The organism is Nocardia thraciensis (assembly GCF_054782435.1).
The window spans coordinates 14,489-27,366 of the sequence record NZ_BAAGSM010000030.1 but is presented as its reverse complement, the minus strand read 5'-3'; the positions used below and the strand labels follow the sequence as shown (position 1 = coordinate 27,366).

The following is a 12,878-nucleotide window of genomic DNA, read 5'->3' as shown; positions in this document are numbered from 1 at the left end:
GAATCCGAGCGATCCGTCATAGCCCGCCCCGCGAGGTCGCGCCGAATCCCCGGGCCGCCGCCTCGACATCCGCGGCCGCACACGCACAGCGCTCGGCTTGGACGAACAACGCCGACCTGACATCGTGGAAGCGATCGTCGGCGAGATCCACCCCGTCCGCGCAGTCCCGCAGGCGCTGCGCGTGGTCGCGCAACCGGGCCGCGGACGCCGCGGCGAGTTCGCCGTAGCGACCGGGGCGGTTCCCGCGCATCACCAGATCCTCGACCGACCCGGTGTCGAACATCAGCACGCCGCTGTCGCGCGGAAGCGAGTCGCGGGCGATGAACTCGATGCGGATCCGGCCGGTATCCAGTTGGGCCGGAAGGCAATTCGCGGCCAGTGCCCGGGGCACGACCAGGGTAGGATCGGTCGCCGTGGTGATCGCCTCGAGAAACGCGGTCAGAGTTTCCGAGACCAACTCTTCGACAGGACAATTCGGTGTTCCGCCGCACACCCGCGCCGCCGGGAAGGTGGTCACGCGGCGCCGGTCCTCTCCGTCCGGGACATATCCGTCCGGATCACCGAATACCCGGCCGTCGCGCAGCAGCCACGCGGCCGGAACGAGAATCGAATCGCCGCAGGAGAATTCGAACCCGCGCCACCGGAAAGGTGCGGCTACGACATAGACCATGTGCGACCACTCGGGCCACAGCCGCCCCGATTCGGCCACGGCCGCGGCGGCGGAACCGCCGGCGGCGGCCCGCAGCGCCAGCGCCCGGGCGCCCCGGTCCAGCGACCTGGTCAGCGTCAACAGCATGTGCGCCGACACCTGGGCCGTCGCGGCGGCGTCGGCCACGGCCGCCGGTGTCCCGGCCTCGGGTGCCCGCAGATACGGTTCGATCCGCTGGTTCAGCGTCTGCTCGGCCTGCCCCAACGCGGTGAGCGGCGCCTGGTAGCGGGCTCGAATATCCCTGTGCAGCAGTGCGTCTCCAGCCGCCCGATCACCGAGCACGATGCGGCGGCACAACCGATCCCATCCGGCGATCACGGTCGGCCAGGGCAGTCTGTCGTCGAACCGACGCTGCCGCAGCAGTCGTTCGGCCTCGGCCGCGGCCAGCGCCCGGACGTGGTCGCGCGCGGGCGTCCAGTCCCAGGCGTGCGGCGGGCAGGCATGCCGGATCTGGCGGCGACCGTCGGCGGATACGGCCACCTTCAGCGAGCCGGGCTCGCCGTCCAGCACCGCGCGGGCCAACTCGGCGGCGGAATCCATCGTGCACGGCATCACGACCGGCCCCGCGGGAGTGGGGATCCGGACCGGCGCCCCGTCGTGGGCGGCGGCGACACGTTTCAGAAAGGCGCGGGCGAGCCGCGGCGTGCTCGGCGCCATCGAGGCCAGCGGTCCCAGCGGCAGGCGCGGTCCCGTGGTCAGGGCGAGGAACGCCGCCGTCTCCCGCGGTGACGCGGGCGGCGGCGTGCGCGACCCGAGCCCTTCGGCCGGGTCCGGGTCGACAACGTGCAATCGTCGGGAGCTGGAGTCCCCCAGTGGATTCGGCATCGCGGCCTCCTTCGCGGAGCGGGTGGACGGGGATCTACCGACGGGGTCTACTTGTCGCGCACGGCGTATATCCAGTCCGACACGACGTCGCCGTCGTAGGGCGCGATCAGGGCGTTGGTCTGCTCGCGGATCTCGGGAACGATGCTGCGCAGGGTCGCCGAGTAGGTCTGCGGCGCGTGGCTGAGCGGGAAGTCGTACGTCTCGTCGCGCCAGGTGAATTCGGACCAGGTGGTGGGGACCTCCACCGGGCACGCCGGGCCGCGGCCGTCCAGGCAGGGGATCACGTCGTACTCGTTGACCAGGCTGATCACCTTCGTCGCCGGGTCGGCGGTGCGCTTGTTATCGATCGGCGAACCGACCGTCACCACGTGGGTCAGCCGGTACGTCGAGGCCAACTCCGGATCGCAGGCGAGGTTGACCGCGGTGATCCCCCCGAGGCTGTGCCCGATGAGCATGACCTCCGAGCCCTCCGGGACGGTGGCGTCGGCCAGCAGCTTGCGCACGGAGCGGGTGTAGGTGGTGTCGGTGTGCACCAGATTGTCGAAACAGCCGACGACATCCTGCGGCGTCGCGTTGGACAATCGCGCGAACGAGGTGCCCGGCAGCAGCACGACATGGCGGACGACGTTGTCGTGGCACCGAATTCGCCGCAACTGCACCAGTCCGTGATTTCCCATGGCGGCGATGTTGCTGACGTAGTCGACGATGTCGTTTGCCTGATTGCGCTGCATCGCCACGCGCAGGATGCGGTCGGGCTCTACCCGATACGCCCGGCCCTCGCCACGATTCACCATGGCCAGCACCTTCACCGGCAATCCGACCACGGGATCCGCGCGCGGCGTGCCGCCCATCAGGACCACCCACGCCACGTCGTCGTTCCAGGGGTTGGCGTCCAGCAAACCGCCGAGGGCGAACAGTTCGATCGACACCGGCGCCAGCACCGTCAACGCCCGGGTGATGCCGAGGCGGCCGATCATGGAACGCAGCGCGAGCACCATGCCCACCGGATTGGCGGCGGTGATCGACGTGATCAGGTTCTGTACGTCCGGCGCGCCCAGATCGGGATTCTGCGCGGTGGCGGCCTGCAGCCGGACCCGGAACGAATCGACGGCCAGGCTCACGCTGAGCGGCCGCCGCCGGGCCAGCACCCCCGCCGTCCGCAGCGCCCCGCCGACCACGCCGCCGCACGGCGAATAGCCCAGGTTACCGACGGTCAGGGCGCGCAGCGTACCGAATGCGGCGTGACCCGCCGCGACCGGATCGGCGAGGGATGCGGGCGACCACAGACTCGCCAGCCCGGCGGTGATCGTCGCCGACGCGCGCCGCGCCTCGACCGCCGCCTCGGCGAGGGCCACGGACGCCGCCATGAGCGGATCGGGTTCGGCCCGAGCGGCGCACTGCTCGGCGACGACGTCGGGCACCGGGCCCGCGGTGGCCCGCGCGATGTCGCGCTGCGTCGAAACTGTCGTCATTGCTGCTCCTCTCGGTGGTACGAGTGGTGCCAGCGGAATGGATGCGAATCGGGCTAGCTATTCGACGGCTACCCTACGTGAGAATGTTCGGACAGAAGTGATATGAGGGCGCAATTCGATTTAATCCGAGGGATATTCACGAAACCTGGAATAAGTCGGTCGATAGACCTGAAACGGGCGCAAAGAAAAGGCCCGGCGAAGCCGGGCACAATTCCTATCCGCTGTTGCTACGAATCAGCGTCGGCCGGACCGCGAGGAGGCCTCGGCCGTCCGCGAACGCACGGCCCGGCCGCGACCCGATCCGGCATGGGAGCGGTTGCCGCCGGAACCGGCGGCGTGCGCGCGCTGGTCGCCGCGGTTCGCGGTGCGACCGTTCGAGGCGCCCGCCGCCTGCTGTCGGCGGCCCCCGCGCGGCTGCGATGCGCCCTCGCGCGACCCGCGCTCGGCGCCCTGCCGGTCGCCGCCCGCCTGCCGCACCCGCGTGCTCGACGCGTTCTGAGTCCGACCGGCGCCGCGCGCCCTGCGACCTGGCGCACCCTGCTTCTTCGGCTCGGACGTCGGTGCGGCGGCAGGGGTTCTGGGCGCGACGAGCGGCGCGGTGGCGCCGACCAGCGCCGTCACCGCGGCCGACTGCGCCGTCACCCGCTGCGGGGTGACGGCGAGACCGGCCTTGCGCAGCAGCGCGGCCACATCCTTGCGCTGATCGGGCAGCACCACGGTGACCACGTCCCCCGCACTGCCAGCGCGGGCGGTACGTCCCGAGCGGTGCAGATAGGCCTTGTGCTCGGCGGGCGGGTCGACATGAACCACCAGTTCCACGTCGTCGACGTGGACGCCCCGGGCGGCGATGTCGGTGGCGACGAGGACCCGGGCGGTGCCGTCGGTGAAGGCCGCCAGGTTGCGGTCGCGGGCCGCCTGCGACAGGTTGCCGTGCAGATCGATCGCCGGAATCCCCGCCGTGGTCAACTGCTTGGCGAGCCGGCGCGCGTGATGTTTGGTGCGCATGAACAGGATTCGGCGGCCGGTGCCGGACGCCAGGGTGTGCACGAGATCGCGTTTGGCGTCGGCCTGCCCGATCTCGAACACGTGGTGGGTCATGGCCGGAACCGGAGAAGTGGCCTCATCGACGCTGTGCGACAACGGATTCCGCAGGAATCGCTGGACCAGCTTGTTCACGCCGTTGTCCAGGGTGGCGGAGAACAGCAGCCGCTGCCCGTTCGCGGGAGTCGCGGCGAGGATCCTGGTCACACCGGGGAGGAAGCCGAGGTCGGCCATGTGGTCCGCCTCGTCGAGCACGGTGATCCGCACCGCGTCCAGCGTGACGAGCCCCTGCTTCATCAGGTCTTCCAGGCGTCCGGGGCACGCGACCACGATATCGGCGCCCGCCTTCAGCGCCCGCGCCTGGCGGTTCTGCGGCACGCCGCCGAAGATCGTCGTGACCTGCAGCGACGCGGCGGCGGCCAGCGGTTCGAGGGTGGCGGCGATCTGCGTCGCCAGTTCGCGCGTGGGGGCGAGGATCAGGCCGACCGGACGGCCCGGTCGGCTGCGGCCGCCATCGGCCAGCCGGTCGACCATGGGGATGGAGAAGGCCAGCGTCTTGCCGCTGCCGGTCTTGCCCCGGGCCAGCACATCGCGGCCCGCGAGGGTGTCGGGCAGGGTGGCGGCCTGGATCGGGAACGGCGCGGTGATGCCGTTCGCCGTCAGGGTGTCGGCCAGCCGCTTGCGCACGCCGAGGGCGGCGAAGGTCGTGGCAGGGCTCGGTGAACGAGTCGTCATGAGAGGTCAGAGTGCCTTTCGAGCATCAGGGTTGAACCGCAGCGGCGTGCGGGGCTCTCGCCCGCAAGGTGTTGCCCGCTGGGTGGCCGACGCGAGACGAAGACATCCACGACGGAGCAGAGTAAGCAAGATCGCTACTCACCATGCACCACCATAGCCCAGAGTTGGCGAGCGTCCGTCGTCGGCCGTACGTGATGTCGGACAACCTGGCGCCATACGTGGTGCGCATCACAGTTTGACCCGGTCTTCGGCGCTCGATTAATCTCGCGCCAGTGGCTACGAAGGACAGCGCCAAGGCCAGGCGCCACTACGGCGGTCGCACCGCCGAGGAGCGAGCCGGACAACGACGGGCGCGATTGCTGCAGGCAGCGCTCGACCTGTACGGAAACCAGGGATTCGCAGCCACGAGTATCGAGCAATTATGTTCTGCGGCAAGCATTTCCACACGCAGCTTCTACGAGGAGATGGGCAGTCAGGAGGCTCTGCTCGTCGCCCTCGCCGATCACATCACCGAACAGGCCGCCGCGGCCGCGCTGGCCAGCCTCGCCGAGACCGCGGAACTTCCCATCGCCGAGCGGATCGCCCGCGGCTTCCGGGCCTACCTCGCCGTGACCTGCCGGACGCCACAGTCCGCGCGGGTCTGCTACATCGAGGTGGTCGGGGTCAGCGACGCCGTCGAGCGCTGGCGCGAGGGATGGCGCATGCGGATGGGCGCCCTGCTGCGGAGCGAGGCCGAGCGAGCGGTGCTGCGCGGGGCCGCCCGGCCGCGCGACTACAGCCTGTTCGCCATCGCGGTCATCGGGGCGGTGAACTCGCTGGCGCAGGAGCTCGCCCGCGCCGACCGGGACGCGGAGCATGCCCTCACCATCGACGACATCTGCGCGGAGCTCACGGCGTTCGTCCGCGGCGGAATCGCCTGAGCCGCCTGGCTATCGACCCTCGGCGACCGCCGGATGCCAAGATGGTGACCCCGGCAGGGTGCGGCCCGAGGCATGGTGAACCGTTAGGCTCGACGCCACCCCCGCGCGATACACGAGTCCTCCCATGCCCGATTACGCACATACCGACCACGCCTCGAAGGGCCGCGCCGAGAAGGCTCGACGGCTGGCCGCCTACGCCTGGCAGCGCGGCATCACCGGTTCCGAACTGCTGGCCCTGGCCGCCCCCACCAGGCGCAAGCTCGCCCGCGCCGCGGACACCAACCCGCCGAGCACCGACGAGACCTGGGCACTGGTCGGGCGGCTGCTGGATGAGAAGGACGGCTGGGCCGCCCGCAACCCGGATCATCCGGCGGCCCGCCGCGAGCACCTCGACGAGAAGATCCTCTGGGTGAAGCCTCCGGTCCGGCCGTGGACCCGGGACTCTTGACAGCAAGAAATGAATAGGGGTTCACTTCTTGCTGTGGCCCCCGACTACGAGCACCATTCCGGCACCCGCCCGGCGGCGTGGCGCGAGGACGCGACCGCCGGCGGCGATTCGCCGTTCGCCGGGCGCCCCGCCCCGGACGCCGATATCGCCTATCGCACACTGACTTACGAGGTGACCGGGCGCATCGCGCGAATCACCTTCGACCGGCCCGAGCGCGGCAACGCGATCACCGCGGACACTCCGATCGAGCTGGCGCACGCCGTCGAGCGCGCGGACCTGGACCCGCGGGTGCACGTCATGGTGGTAGCCGGGCGCGGCAAGGGCTTCTGCGGCGGCTACGACCTGTCGATCTTCGCTGAGGGCGGTTTCAGTCCCACGGCGTCGGCGCAGCCCACCGCGGGCACCGTACTCGACCCGGCGGTCCAGGCCGCCAATCACAATCCCTGGGGCACTTGGGATCCCATGGTCGACTACCAGATGATGAGCCGGTTCAACCGCGGCTTCTCCAGTCTGCTGCACGCGAACAAGCCGACGGTGGCGAAGCTGCACGGCTTCGCGATCGCCGGTGGCACCGATATCGCGCTGTTCGCCGACCAGATCATCTGCGCCGACGACACCAAGATCGGCTATCCGCCGACGCGGGTGTGGGGCATCCCCGCCGCGGGCATGTGGGCGCACCGGCTCGGCGACCAGCGCGCCAAGCGCTTGCTGTTCACCGGCGACTGCCTCACCGGCAAGCAGGCGGTGGAGTGGGGGCTCGCCGTCGAATCCTGTGCCGCGGCCGAGCTCGACGACCGCACCGAGGAACTGCTGCACCGCATTTCGCAGGTTCCGATCAACCAGCTGATCATGGCCAAGCTCGCGCTCAACAGCTCGCTGCTGGCGCAGGGTGTGGCGAATTCGGGCATGGTCAGCACCGTGTTCGACGGTGTCTCCCGACACACCCGCGAGGGCTACGCGTTCCAATTGCGCTCCGCCACCGCCGGTTTCCGCGAGGCCGTCCGCGAACGAGACGAGCCGTTCGGGGATTGGAAGCGAGCCCGCTTCGAGAAAGGTTCGGAGACAACGGAATAGGATAGGCCCGCACACTCCGCTTTCCCGGCGCGTTCTTGGCCGGGATCCATGATGGCGGGGTGGATTCCGCCCAAGAGCATGTCGGAAATTCGGAGGGTCAGCCGGGATCGATATCCGTGCTTCGTTCAGCCGCCACGACCACCCTGGCCGCCAGGGACCGCACGGCCTTGGCCTCGTCCTCGGTCATGTCATCGATGAACAAGCGCCGCACCAGCTCCACGTGGTGGGGGGCGGCCTGTTCCAGCGCCCGGCGGCCCGTACCCGTGAGCCGCACCAGAATTCCGCGCGCATCGTCGGCCGCCGGGGTGCGCGCGACCAGGCCCCGCTTGTCCATGCGCGCCAGGTGCTTCGAGAGCCTGCTCTTATCCCAGCAGATCTCCGCGGCCAGTTCCTTGGCCCGCAGGCAGCCGCCCGGCGCCGCCGACAGCGCTACCAGGATCTCGTAGTCGGACATCGACAACCCGTCGCGGGCCAGCCCGGCGGCCATCGCCGCGTCCAGCCGCTGCCGCATCCGAATGAAGGCCGACCAGGTCGCCTGCTCCTGTTCGTCGAGCCATCGCACCATGGGAATGATCCTAGCCGGGATTTGGTTGACATGGACACCAACCATCCGAGGAGGCTCCGATGCCCGCCGTCACCGTCGACAACATCCTGGTTCTGCCCCGACTGTCCCGCCCCGACGACACCGCGCGGCAGCGGCCGGTCCGCTCCGTCAGCACCGCCCACTCCCAGCGCGAAGGCGCGGGGTTCGAGGTGCGCCGCCCGTTCCCGAGCGTCGACCTGCGCTCCGCCGACCCGTTCATCCTGCTCGATCAGATGGGCCCGGTGGCCTACGAGCCGTACGAGGCCAAGGGCGCGCCGTGGCATCCGCACCGCGGCTTCGAGACCGTCACCTACATGCTCGACGGCACCATGGTGCACCACGACTCCAACGACGGCGGCGGGGTCATCAGCGAGGGCGACACGCAGTGGATGACGGCCGGGTCCGGCATCCTGCACGACGAACTCCCGGCCGAGGACCTGGTGATCTCCGGCGGGCTGTTCCACGGCATCCAGCTGTGGGTGAACCTGCCGCGGGCGCGGAAGATGGCGCCGCCGCGCTATCAGGACCTGCGGGCGAGCGAGCTGACGCTGGTGAGTTCGCACGACGGCGGTGCGCTGCTGCGCATCATCGCCGGGGAGATCGGCGGGTTCGCCGGTCCGGGGTCGACCTACACGCCGATCGCCTACGCGCACGCCTCCGTCAGCCCCGGCGGACGGCTGGAAATCCCGTGGCGGCAACGGTTCTCGGCGATGGCCTACGTACTCTCGGGCAGCGGCAGCGCCGGTGCGGAGGGCCGCCCGCTGGGCGAGGGGCAACTCGCGGTGTTCGGTCCGGGCGACGCGATCACCGTGACCGCCGACGACCGTCAGCACACACCCTCCGGTGACATGGAGGTGCTGCTGCTCGGCGGCGAGCCGATCCGCGAGCCCGTCGTGCAGTACGGCCCGTTCGTGATGAACTCCCGGCACGAAATCATCGAGGCCATCGAGGATTTCAACGCCGGTCGGATGGGTCGCGTCCCCGCCGAACACCTGTCCGGAAAGCGCCTGGGCGAGTAGGGCCGTGCGCGGCTCTCGGCCGCCCAGTTGACAACGGGGCCGGGCAACAGAACAGTAGACTCCGCGTGTCCCGGCCCTGCCACCGCGGGGAGTGCGGCCCGGACCTCCGTAGTCAACCCAGTAGACATCGAGGAATACATGAACGTTCGCAGGCTAATCGTGACCGCCGGCGCGGGACTGATCACCCTCGCAGCCCCGATCACCCTCTCCGCACCTGCTCACGCGGATTACGTCCCCTCCGGCTCGGCCGGAACCGGCTCCTCGGGCATCGATGACGCCATCGGAGCCACCGGCTCGGCCGGTCTCGCTCAGACCGGTTCGGCGGGCGGCACCTTCAAGAACTGCGACGAGGCCCGCGCCGCCGGCCGCGCGCCGCTGTTCCGCGGCGAGCCGGGCTACTCCCCCCACCTGGACCCCGACGGCACCGGAATGGCCTGCCCGACCGTCTGATCGGCCCAGAAACAGCGACACCCGGTGCGGCACAACGCCACACCGGGTGTTCTCGTCTGCGCGCTCAGCGGCGGAAGATCCGCAGCAGCACCAGCAGCAGGATCAGCACGCCGCCGCCGATCAGGCTGTACTTCACCTTCGGCTCGTTGATCTTCGCGACCACGGCATGCTTGGTGTTGTCGGCGATCCGCTGCGGATCGGCCCGCACCGCGAGTTCGTCGAGTGTGTTCGCGAGCCGATTGCGCGCGGCTTCGATCTCCCGCTCGATGCTCTCGGTATCCTTCGCCACGTTCATCTCCTGAAGTTCTGTCGTCGGTCGGCGTGCGTCGCTAGTGGTCGAGTCTATCCGCCGCCCGGTGGTGATCGCCGATGTCACCGCCGTCGATTACCGTGCTTGGAATGACCGAGAACCGACTCAGTCCCGGCGATACCGCGCCGGAGTTCACACTTCCCGATGCCGACGGCAAGGAGGTGTCCCTCGCCGACTACCGCGGCCGGAAGGTGATCGTGTACTTCTACCCGGCCGCCAGCACGCCGGGGTGCACCAAGCAGGCCTGCGACTTCCGCGACAATCTCGCCGAACTCAACGGCGCCGGGCTCGAGGTCGTGGGCATCTCCCCCGACAAGCCCGCGAAGCTGGCCAAGTTCCGCGACAACGAGAAGCTCACCTTCCCCCTGCTGTCGGATCCCGACCGCGAGGTCCTCACCGCGTGGGGCGCCTACGGCGAGAAGACGATGTACGGCAAGAAGATCACCGGCGTGATCCGCTCCACCTTCCTGGTCGACGAGCAGGGCAGGATCGAGACGGCCCAGTACAACGTCCGCGCGACCGGCCACGTCGCCAAGCTACGCCGCGACCTGTCGGTCTAGGAAGTCCGGCGAACGCCGGGGCCCGGCCGCGAAAACCGCTGCCGGGCCCCGGGTTCCGACGCTCGCCGGAATGACGAAACTTTGATCAGGCGCGCGGCACCAGCTGCGCCGCCCACTGCACCATCATCCGCCAGTGGTTCTCCCACCACTGGCCGAACTCGGCCGTGCCGACCGCCGGCGGCGCCGCCTCGCCCGGGAACAGCAGCGACCCGTTCGGCGCCCCCACGGGCACGGTGGGGGCCGGGATCACCGACGACTGCGCGGCGGGCCCCGACTCCTGATCGGAATGCCGCACCAGCGGCTGCGCGGCCGCGGAATCGGCGCTATCGGAATCGGCGAGGGCGGAATCGAAGTCGCCCACCCCGAGCCGCTCGGAATTCGAGGGCCGCCACCCGACCGTCGCGGGATCGACGGTGACCATATCGGTGGCAGCCTCGCCCGACGGCTCCTCGGCCGCCGGAACTCGCTGCACCCCGGTACCCCCGATCGGATACGTCCGGTGCGTCTCGGCCGCGACGCGGGCATCGGCCAACGTCGGTGCGGGCTCCGTGCGCGACTTGCCCGCCACCTGGTAGACGCCGCCGACGACCAGCCCACCGGCCAGCACGCTCGCCGCGGCGAACACCGCCGTCGTGCCGCGGGTCCGACGCGCACGCTCGCCCGGCTCGGCACCCTCCGCCGACTCCGGCTGCACCACCAGGGCGGCGCCGATCGCCGAACCCGCCGCCGCCACCTTGCACGGGACGATGGAGGCGCCGAATCCGGTCCCCAGCGCCGACGAGACCGCGGTGTCGCCCGCCGCGGAACCGATCAGCACCACCGCGTCCGGGCGGACCCCCGCGGCGTCGAACTGGTCCCACGCGGCCGTGACGGCCGGGCGCATCGTCTCCTTCGTGATCGTGCCGCCCGCCGTGGTGAAGCCCGCGACCACCCGATCGCGGCCCGGGGAGATCAGCGAGAAGCCCTGGTAACCGGGCACCACGTCGCAGATCACCAGATTGTCGAACTCGGCCACCCAGGTCATCGCCCGGGCCAGGGCCAAGTGCGCGGACTTCGCGGAGACCAGCGACGCCGTGCGCCACAAACCGGCGGCCAGCCCCGTGACGATCGCGCGGCGCTCGGCGGCGTCGCGGTAGGTCACCGCCGCACCGGCGTCCTCGTAATCCGCGCCGATCTCGGCCGCGAGATCGTCCAGCGCGGTCTCCACCGCGCGGGCCAGGTCGTGTTTGCCGTCGCCGCGAATCTGCTGCGTCCGATGATGCAGTATCCGCTCGGGCAGGTTGCCCGCACCGGCGAGGAGCGCCACCGCCTGGACGGCGCCGCGCTCGGTGGAAACGCCGAATGTCACCACAGATCGAGCCACTGATCAGCCTTCCGACATGTCGAGGTACGCCATACTTGGTTATGTGTTCGTCACCACATGGGGCGCGGATGGGTTATGAGTGACGACCAAACCGGGTATGAACGGTGCCGCCGCGTGTCATCCGCGTGTCGCTACCGCTAGCCTGGGGAGGTGGTGGAAGCGCGTGCGGCATCGAGGTCGAACCGTCGTCCCGACCCCGCACTGGAGTTGCAGGACGACCCGCAGGAGCTGATGCCGCGACGGCGCCCGACCCAGGAGCGCAGCAAACGCAAGTTCGACGCCCTGTTGCAGGCATCCCGGGAGCTGCTGGTCGAGGTCGGTTTCGAATCGTTCACCTGCGAGGAGGTCGCGGGTCGCGCGGAGGTGCCGATCGGCACGCTGTATCAGTTCTTCGCCAACAAGTACGTCATCGTGTGCGAACTCAATCGCCAGGATCTGGTGGCGGTGTCGCGGGAGCTGGCCGATTTCCACGGCGAGATCCCGTCGATGGACTGGCTGCGGCACATGAACAAGTTCGTCGACCATCTGGCCGACCTGTGGATGACCGACCCGTCGCGGCGCGAGGTCTGGCTGGCCATGCAGTCCACGCCCTCCACCCGGGCCACCGGCGTCATCCACGAGAAAGAGTTCGCCGAGGTCGTCCAGCAGATGCTGCGGCCGCTGATGCCCCGCACGCCGCGCGCACGCCGCTCGATGATGGCGCAGGTGCTGGTGCACATGGTGTATTCGATGATGAACTTCTCCGTGCAGGACGGCCTCAGCCACGACGCCGCCGTCACCGAACTCAAGCGACTCATGGTCGCGTATCTACTTGTCGCGGAGAAGGAATCGCGGACCGGCGGGCAGCGGGACCTCGGCTGAGCGCACTAACGTTCGCGGGACTCGATCAGGTCGGCTAGCTCACCCGGATCCTCCAGGACCACCATGGCGGCGGCCGTATCCCCGTCGTGGGTGAGCGACAGGTGCACGCGGACGCGGGGGAGGAATTCGGCGGCCAGGCCGTGCAGCTTGATGCTCGGGCGGCCCCAGGCGTCGTTGGCCACCTCGATCAGCGGGTACGGGTTGTCACCGACCTGGGGGCTGCGCGCGAACCGGGAGGAGGCCCAGGCCTTGATCACCGCCTCCTTGGCCGCCCAGCGCGCCGCGTAGCTGCGCGCCGGATCGGTGCCCTTGCTCTCGCAGTAGCGCCGCTCCCCCGCGGTGAAACTCTCCCGGAGCATGGTGGTTCCGGCGCGCTTCAACTGCTCCGCGAAGTCGGAAATGGTCACCAGGTCCAGGCCGATCCCCAGGATGGTCACTGTGTTTGCCGCTCCTCAACCGTCAGTGGGCCACGGCGGCGAAAGCCGCCGCGGTCTGCAACATACCAGCG

The 12,878-nt window shown here is 69.9% G+C and carries 14 protein-coding genes; 7 read left to right on the top strand and 7 right to left on the bottom strand.

Translation table 11 applies throughout. The annotated features are described in order from the left end of the window. Nucleotides 1-16: 16 nt before the first annotated feature. The 3 genes from ACYVLQ_RS20260 to ACYVLQ_RS20250 form a co-directional block, all read right to left on the bottom strand. Nucleotides 17-1,534 (bottom strand): cytochrome P450 family protein, encoded by a 1,518-nt coding sequence (locus ACYVLQ_RS20260; protein WP_460699076.1) that lies wholly within the window; start codon nt 1,532-1,534, stop codon nt 17-19. 47 nt (nt 1,535-1,581) lie between these two features. Then, nucleotides 1,582-3,006, bottom strand: coding sequence for an alpha/beta hydrolase family protein (locus ACYVLQ_RS20255; RefSeq protein WP_460699075.1), 1,425 nt, complete (start codon nt 3,004-3,006; stop codon nt 1,582-1,584). Nucleotides 3,007-3,240: 234 nt separating this feature from the next. After that, the gene (locus ACYVLQ_RS20250; protein ID WP_460699074.1) at nt 3,241-4,782 is read right to left on the bottom strand and encodes a DEAD/DEAH box helicase; all 1,542 of its coding nucleotides are present in this window, start codon (nt 4,780-4,782) and stop codon (nt 3,241-3,243) included. 272 nt (nt 4,783-5,054) lie between these two features. Between ACYVLQ_RS20250 and ACYVLQ_RS20245 the strand changes: the two genes are divergently transcribed. The 3 genes from ACYVLQ_RS20245 to ACYVLQ_RS20235 all read left to right on the top strand — a co-directional run bounded on the left by ACYVLQ_RS20245 (nt 5,055) and on the right by ACYVLQ_RS20235 (nt 7,224). Beyond that, on the top strand, nt 5,055-5,702 hold the full coding sequence (locus ACYVLQ_RS20245; RefSeq protein WP_460699073.1) for a TetR/AcrR family transcriptional regulator: 648 nt from the start codon (nt 5,055-5,057) through the stop codon (nt 5,700-5,702). Nucleotides 5,703-5,826: 124 nt separating this feature from the next. Beyond that, entirely contained in the window at nt 5,827-6,150 is a 324-nt protein-coding gene (locus ACYVLQ_RS20240; RefSeq protein WP_460699072.1) for a hypothetical protein, read from the top strand. A 33-nt stretch (nt 6,151-6,183) separates the two neighbouring features. Continuing rightward, nucleotides 6,184-7,224 carry a crotonase/enoyl-CoA hydratase family protein gene (locus tag ACYVLQ_RS20235; protein WP_460699071.1) on the top strand — a complete coding sequence of 347 codons (1,041 nt, stop codon included), beginning with the start codon at nt 6,184-6,186 and terminating at the stop codon, nt 7,222-7,224. A gap of 97 nt (nt 7,225-7,321) precedes the next feature. Here ACYVLQ_RS20235 and ACYVLQ_RS20230 read toward each other — a convergent pair whose 3' ends face one another. Further along, nucleotides 7,322-7,789, bottom strand: a complete 468-nt coding sequence (locus ACYVLQ_RS20230; protein WP_460699070.1) for a MarR family winged helix-turn-helix transcriptional regulator — start codon at nt 7,787-7,789, stop codon at nt 7,322-7,324. 59 nt (nt 7,790-7,848) lie between these two features. On the opposite strand from ACYVLQ_RS20230, the gene ACYVLQ_RS20225 reads away from it, so the two are divergent. Further along, entirely contained in the window at nt 7,849-8,826 is a 978-nt protein-coding gene (locus ACYVLQ_RS20225) for a pirin family protein (RefSeq protein WP_460699069.1), read from the top strand. A gap of 138 nt (nt 8,827-8,964) precedes the next feature. Beyond that, nucleotides 8,965-9,276, top strand: a complete 312-nt coding sequence (locus tag ACYVLQ_RS20220) for an excalibur calcium-binding domain-containing protein (protein WP_280263303.1) — start codon at nt 8,965-8,967, stop codon at nt 9,274-9,276. A gap of 64 nt (nt 9,277-9,340) precedes the next feature. Here the strand turns inward: ACYVLQ_RS20220 and ACYVLQ_RS20215 are convergent, their stop codons facing one another. Then, complete coding sequence (locus ACYVLQ_RS20215; protein WP_460699068.1) at nt 9,341-9,565, bottom strand: DUF3618 domain-containing protein; 225 nt, start codon at nt 9,563-9,565, stop codon at nt 9,341-9,343. 110 nt (nt 9,566-9,675) lie between these two features. Between ACYVLQ_RS20215 and bcp the strand changes: the two genes are divergently transcribed. Further along, nucleotides 9,676-10,146: a thioredoxin-dependent thiol peroxidase gene (bcp, locus tag ACYVLQ_RS20210; RefSeq protein WP_460699067.1), complete on the top strand. Its 471-nt coding sequence runs from the start codon at nt 9,676-9,678 to the stop codon at nt 10,144-10,146. Between the two features lie 85 nt (nt 10,147-10,231). On the opposite strand, the gene ACYVLQ_RS20205 is transcribed toward bcp, so the two are convergent. Next, nucleotides 10,232-11,509 carry a hypothetical protein gene (locus ACYVLQ_RS20205; protein WP_460699066.1) on the bottom strand — a complete coding sequence of 426 codons (1,278 nt, stop codon included), beginning with the start codon at nt 11,507-11,509 and terminating at the stop codon, nt 10,232-10,234. Between the two features lie 231 nt (nt 11,510-11,740). Here ACYVLQ_RS20205 and ACYVLQ_RS20200 point away from each other — a divergent pair, with 231 nt between their 5' ends. After that, nucleotides 11,741-12,370 carry a TetR family transcriptional regulator gene (locus tag ACYVLQ_RS20200; protein WP_460699131.1) on the top strand — a complete coding sequence of 210 codons (630 nt, stop codon included), beginning with the start codon at nt 11,741-11,743 and terminating at the stop codon, nt 12,368-12,370. Nucleotides 12,371-12,375: 5 nt separating this feature from the next. Here ACYVLQ_RS20200 and acpS read toward each other — a convergent pair whose 3' ends face one another. Further along, entirely contained in the window at nt 12,376-12,807 is a 432-nt protein-coding gene (gene acpS / locus ACYVLQ_RS20195; RefSeq protein WP_460699065.1) for a holo-ACP synthase AcpS, read from the bottom strand. Nucleotides 12,808-12,878: the final 71 nt, after the last annotated feature.

Excerpts from the sequence above, each read along its gene's own strand:
- ACYVLQ_RS20260 (WP_460699076.1), bottom strand. The coding sequence starts at position 1,534 with ATGCCGAATCCACTGGGGGACTCCAGCTCCCGACGATTGCACGTTGTC.
- ACYVLQ_RS20255 (WP_460699075.1), bottom strand. The coding sequence starts at position 3,006 with ATGACGACAGTTTCGACGCAGCGCGACATCGCGCGGGCCACCGCGGGC.
- ACYVLQ_RS20250 (WP_460699074.1), bottom strand. The coding sequence starts at position 4,782 with ATGACGACTCGTTCACCGAGCCCTGCCACGACCTTCGCCGCCCTCGGC.
- ACYVLQ_RS20240 (WP_460699072.1), top strand. The coding sequence starts at position 5,827 with ATGCCCGATTACGCACATACCGACCACGCCTCGAAGGGCCGCGCCGAG.
- ACYVLQ_RS20230 (WP_460699070.1), bottom strand. The coding sequence starts at position 7,789 with ATGGTGCGATGGCTCGACGAACAGGAGCAGGCGACCTGGTCGGCCTTC.
- ACYVLQ_RS20225 (WP_460699069.1), top strand. The coding sequence starts at position 7,849 with ATGCCCGCCGTCACCGTCGACAACATCCTGGTTCTGCCCCGACTGTCC.
- ACYVLQ_RS20220 (WP_280263303.1), top strand. The coding sequence starts at position 8,965 with ATGAACGTTCGCAGGCTAATCGTGACCGCCGGCGCGGGACTGATCACC.
- bcp (WP_460699067.1), top strand. The coding sequence starts at position 9,676 with ATGACCGAGAACCGACTCAGTCCCGGCGATACCGCGCCGGAGTTCACA.
- ACYVLQ_RS20200 (WP_460699131.1), top strand. The coding sequence starts at position 11,741 with ATGCCGCGACGGCGCCCGACCCAGGAGCGCAGCAAACGCAAGTTCGAC.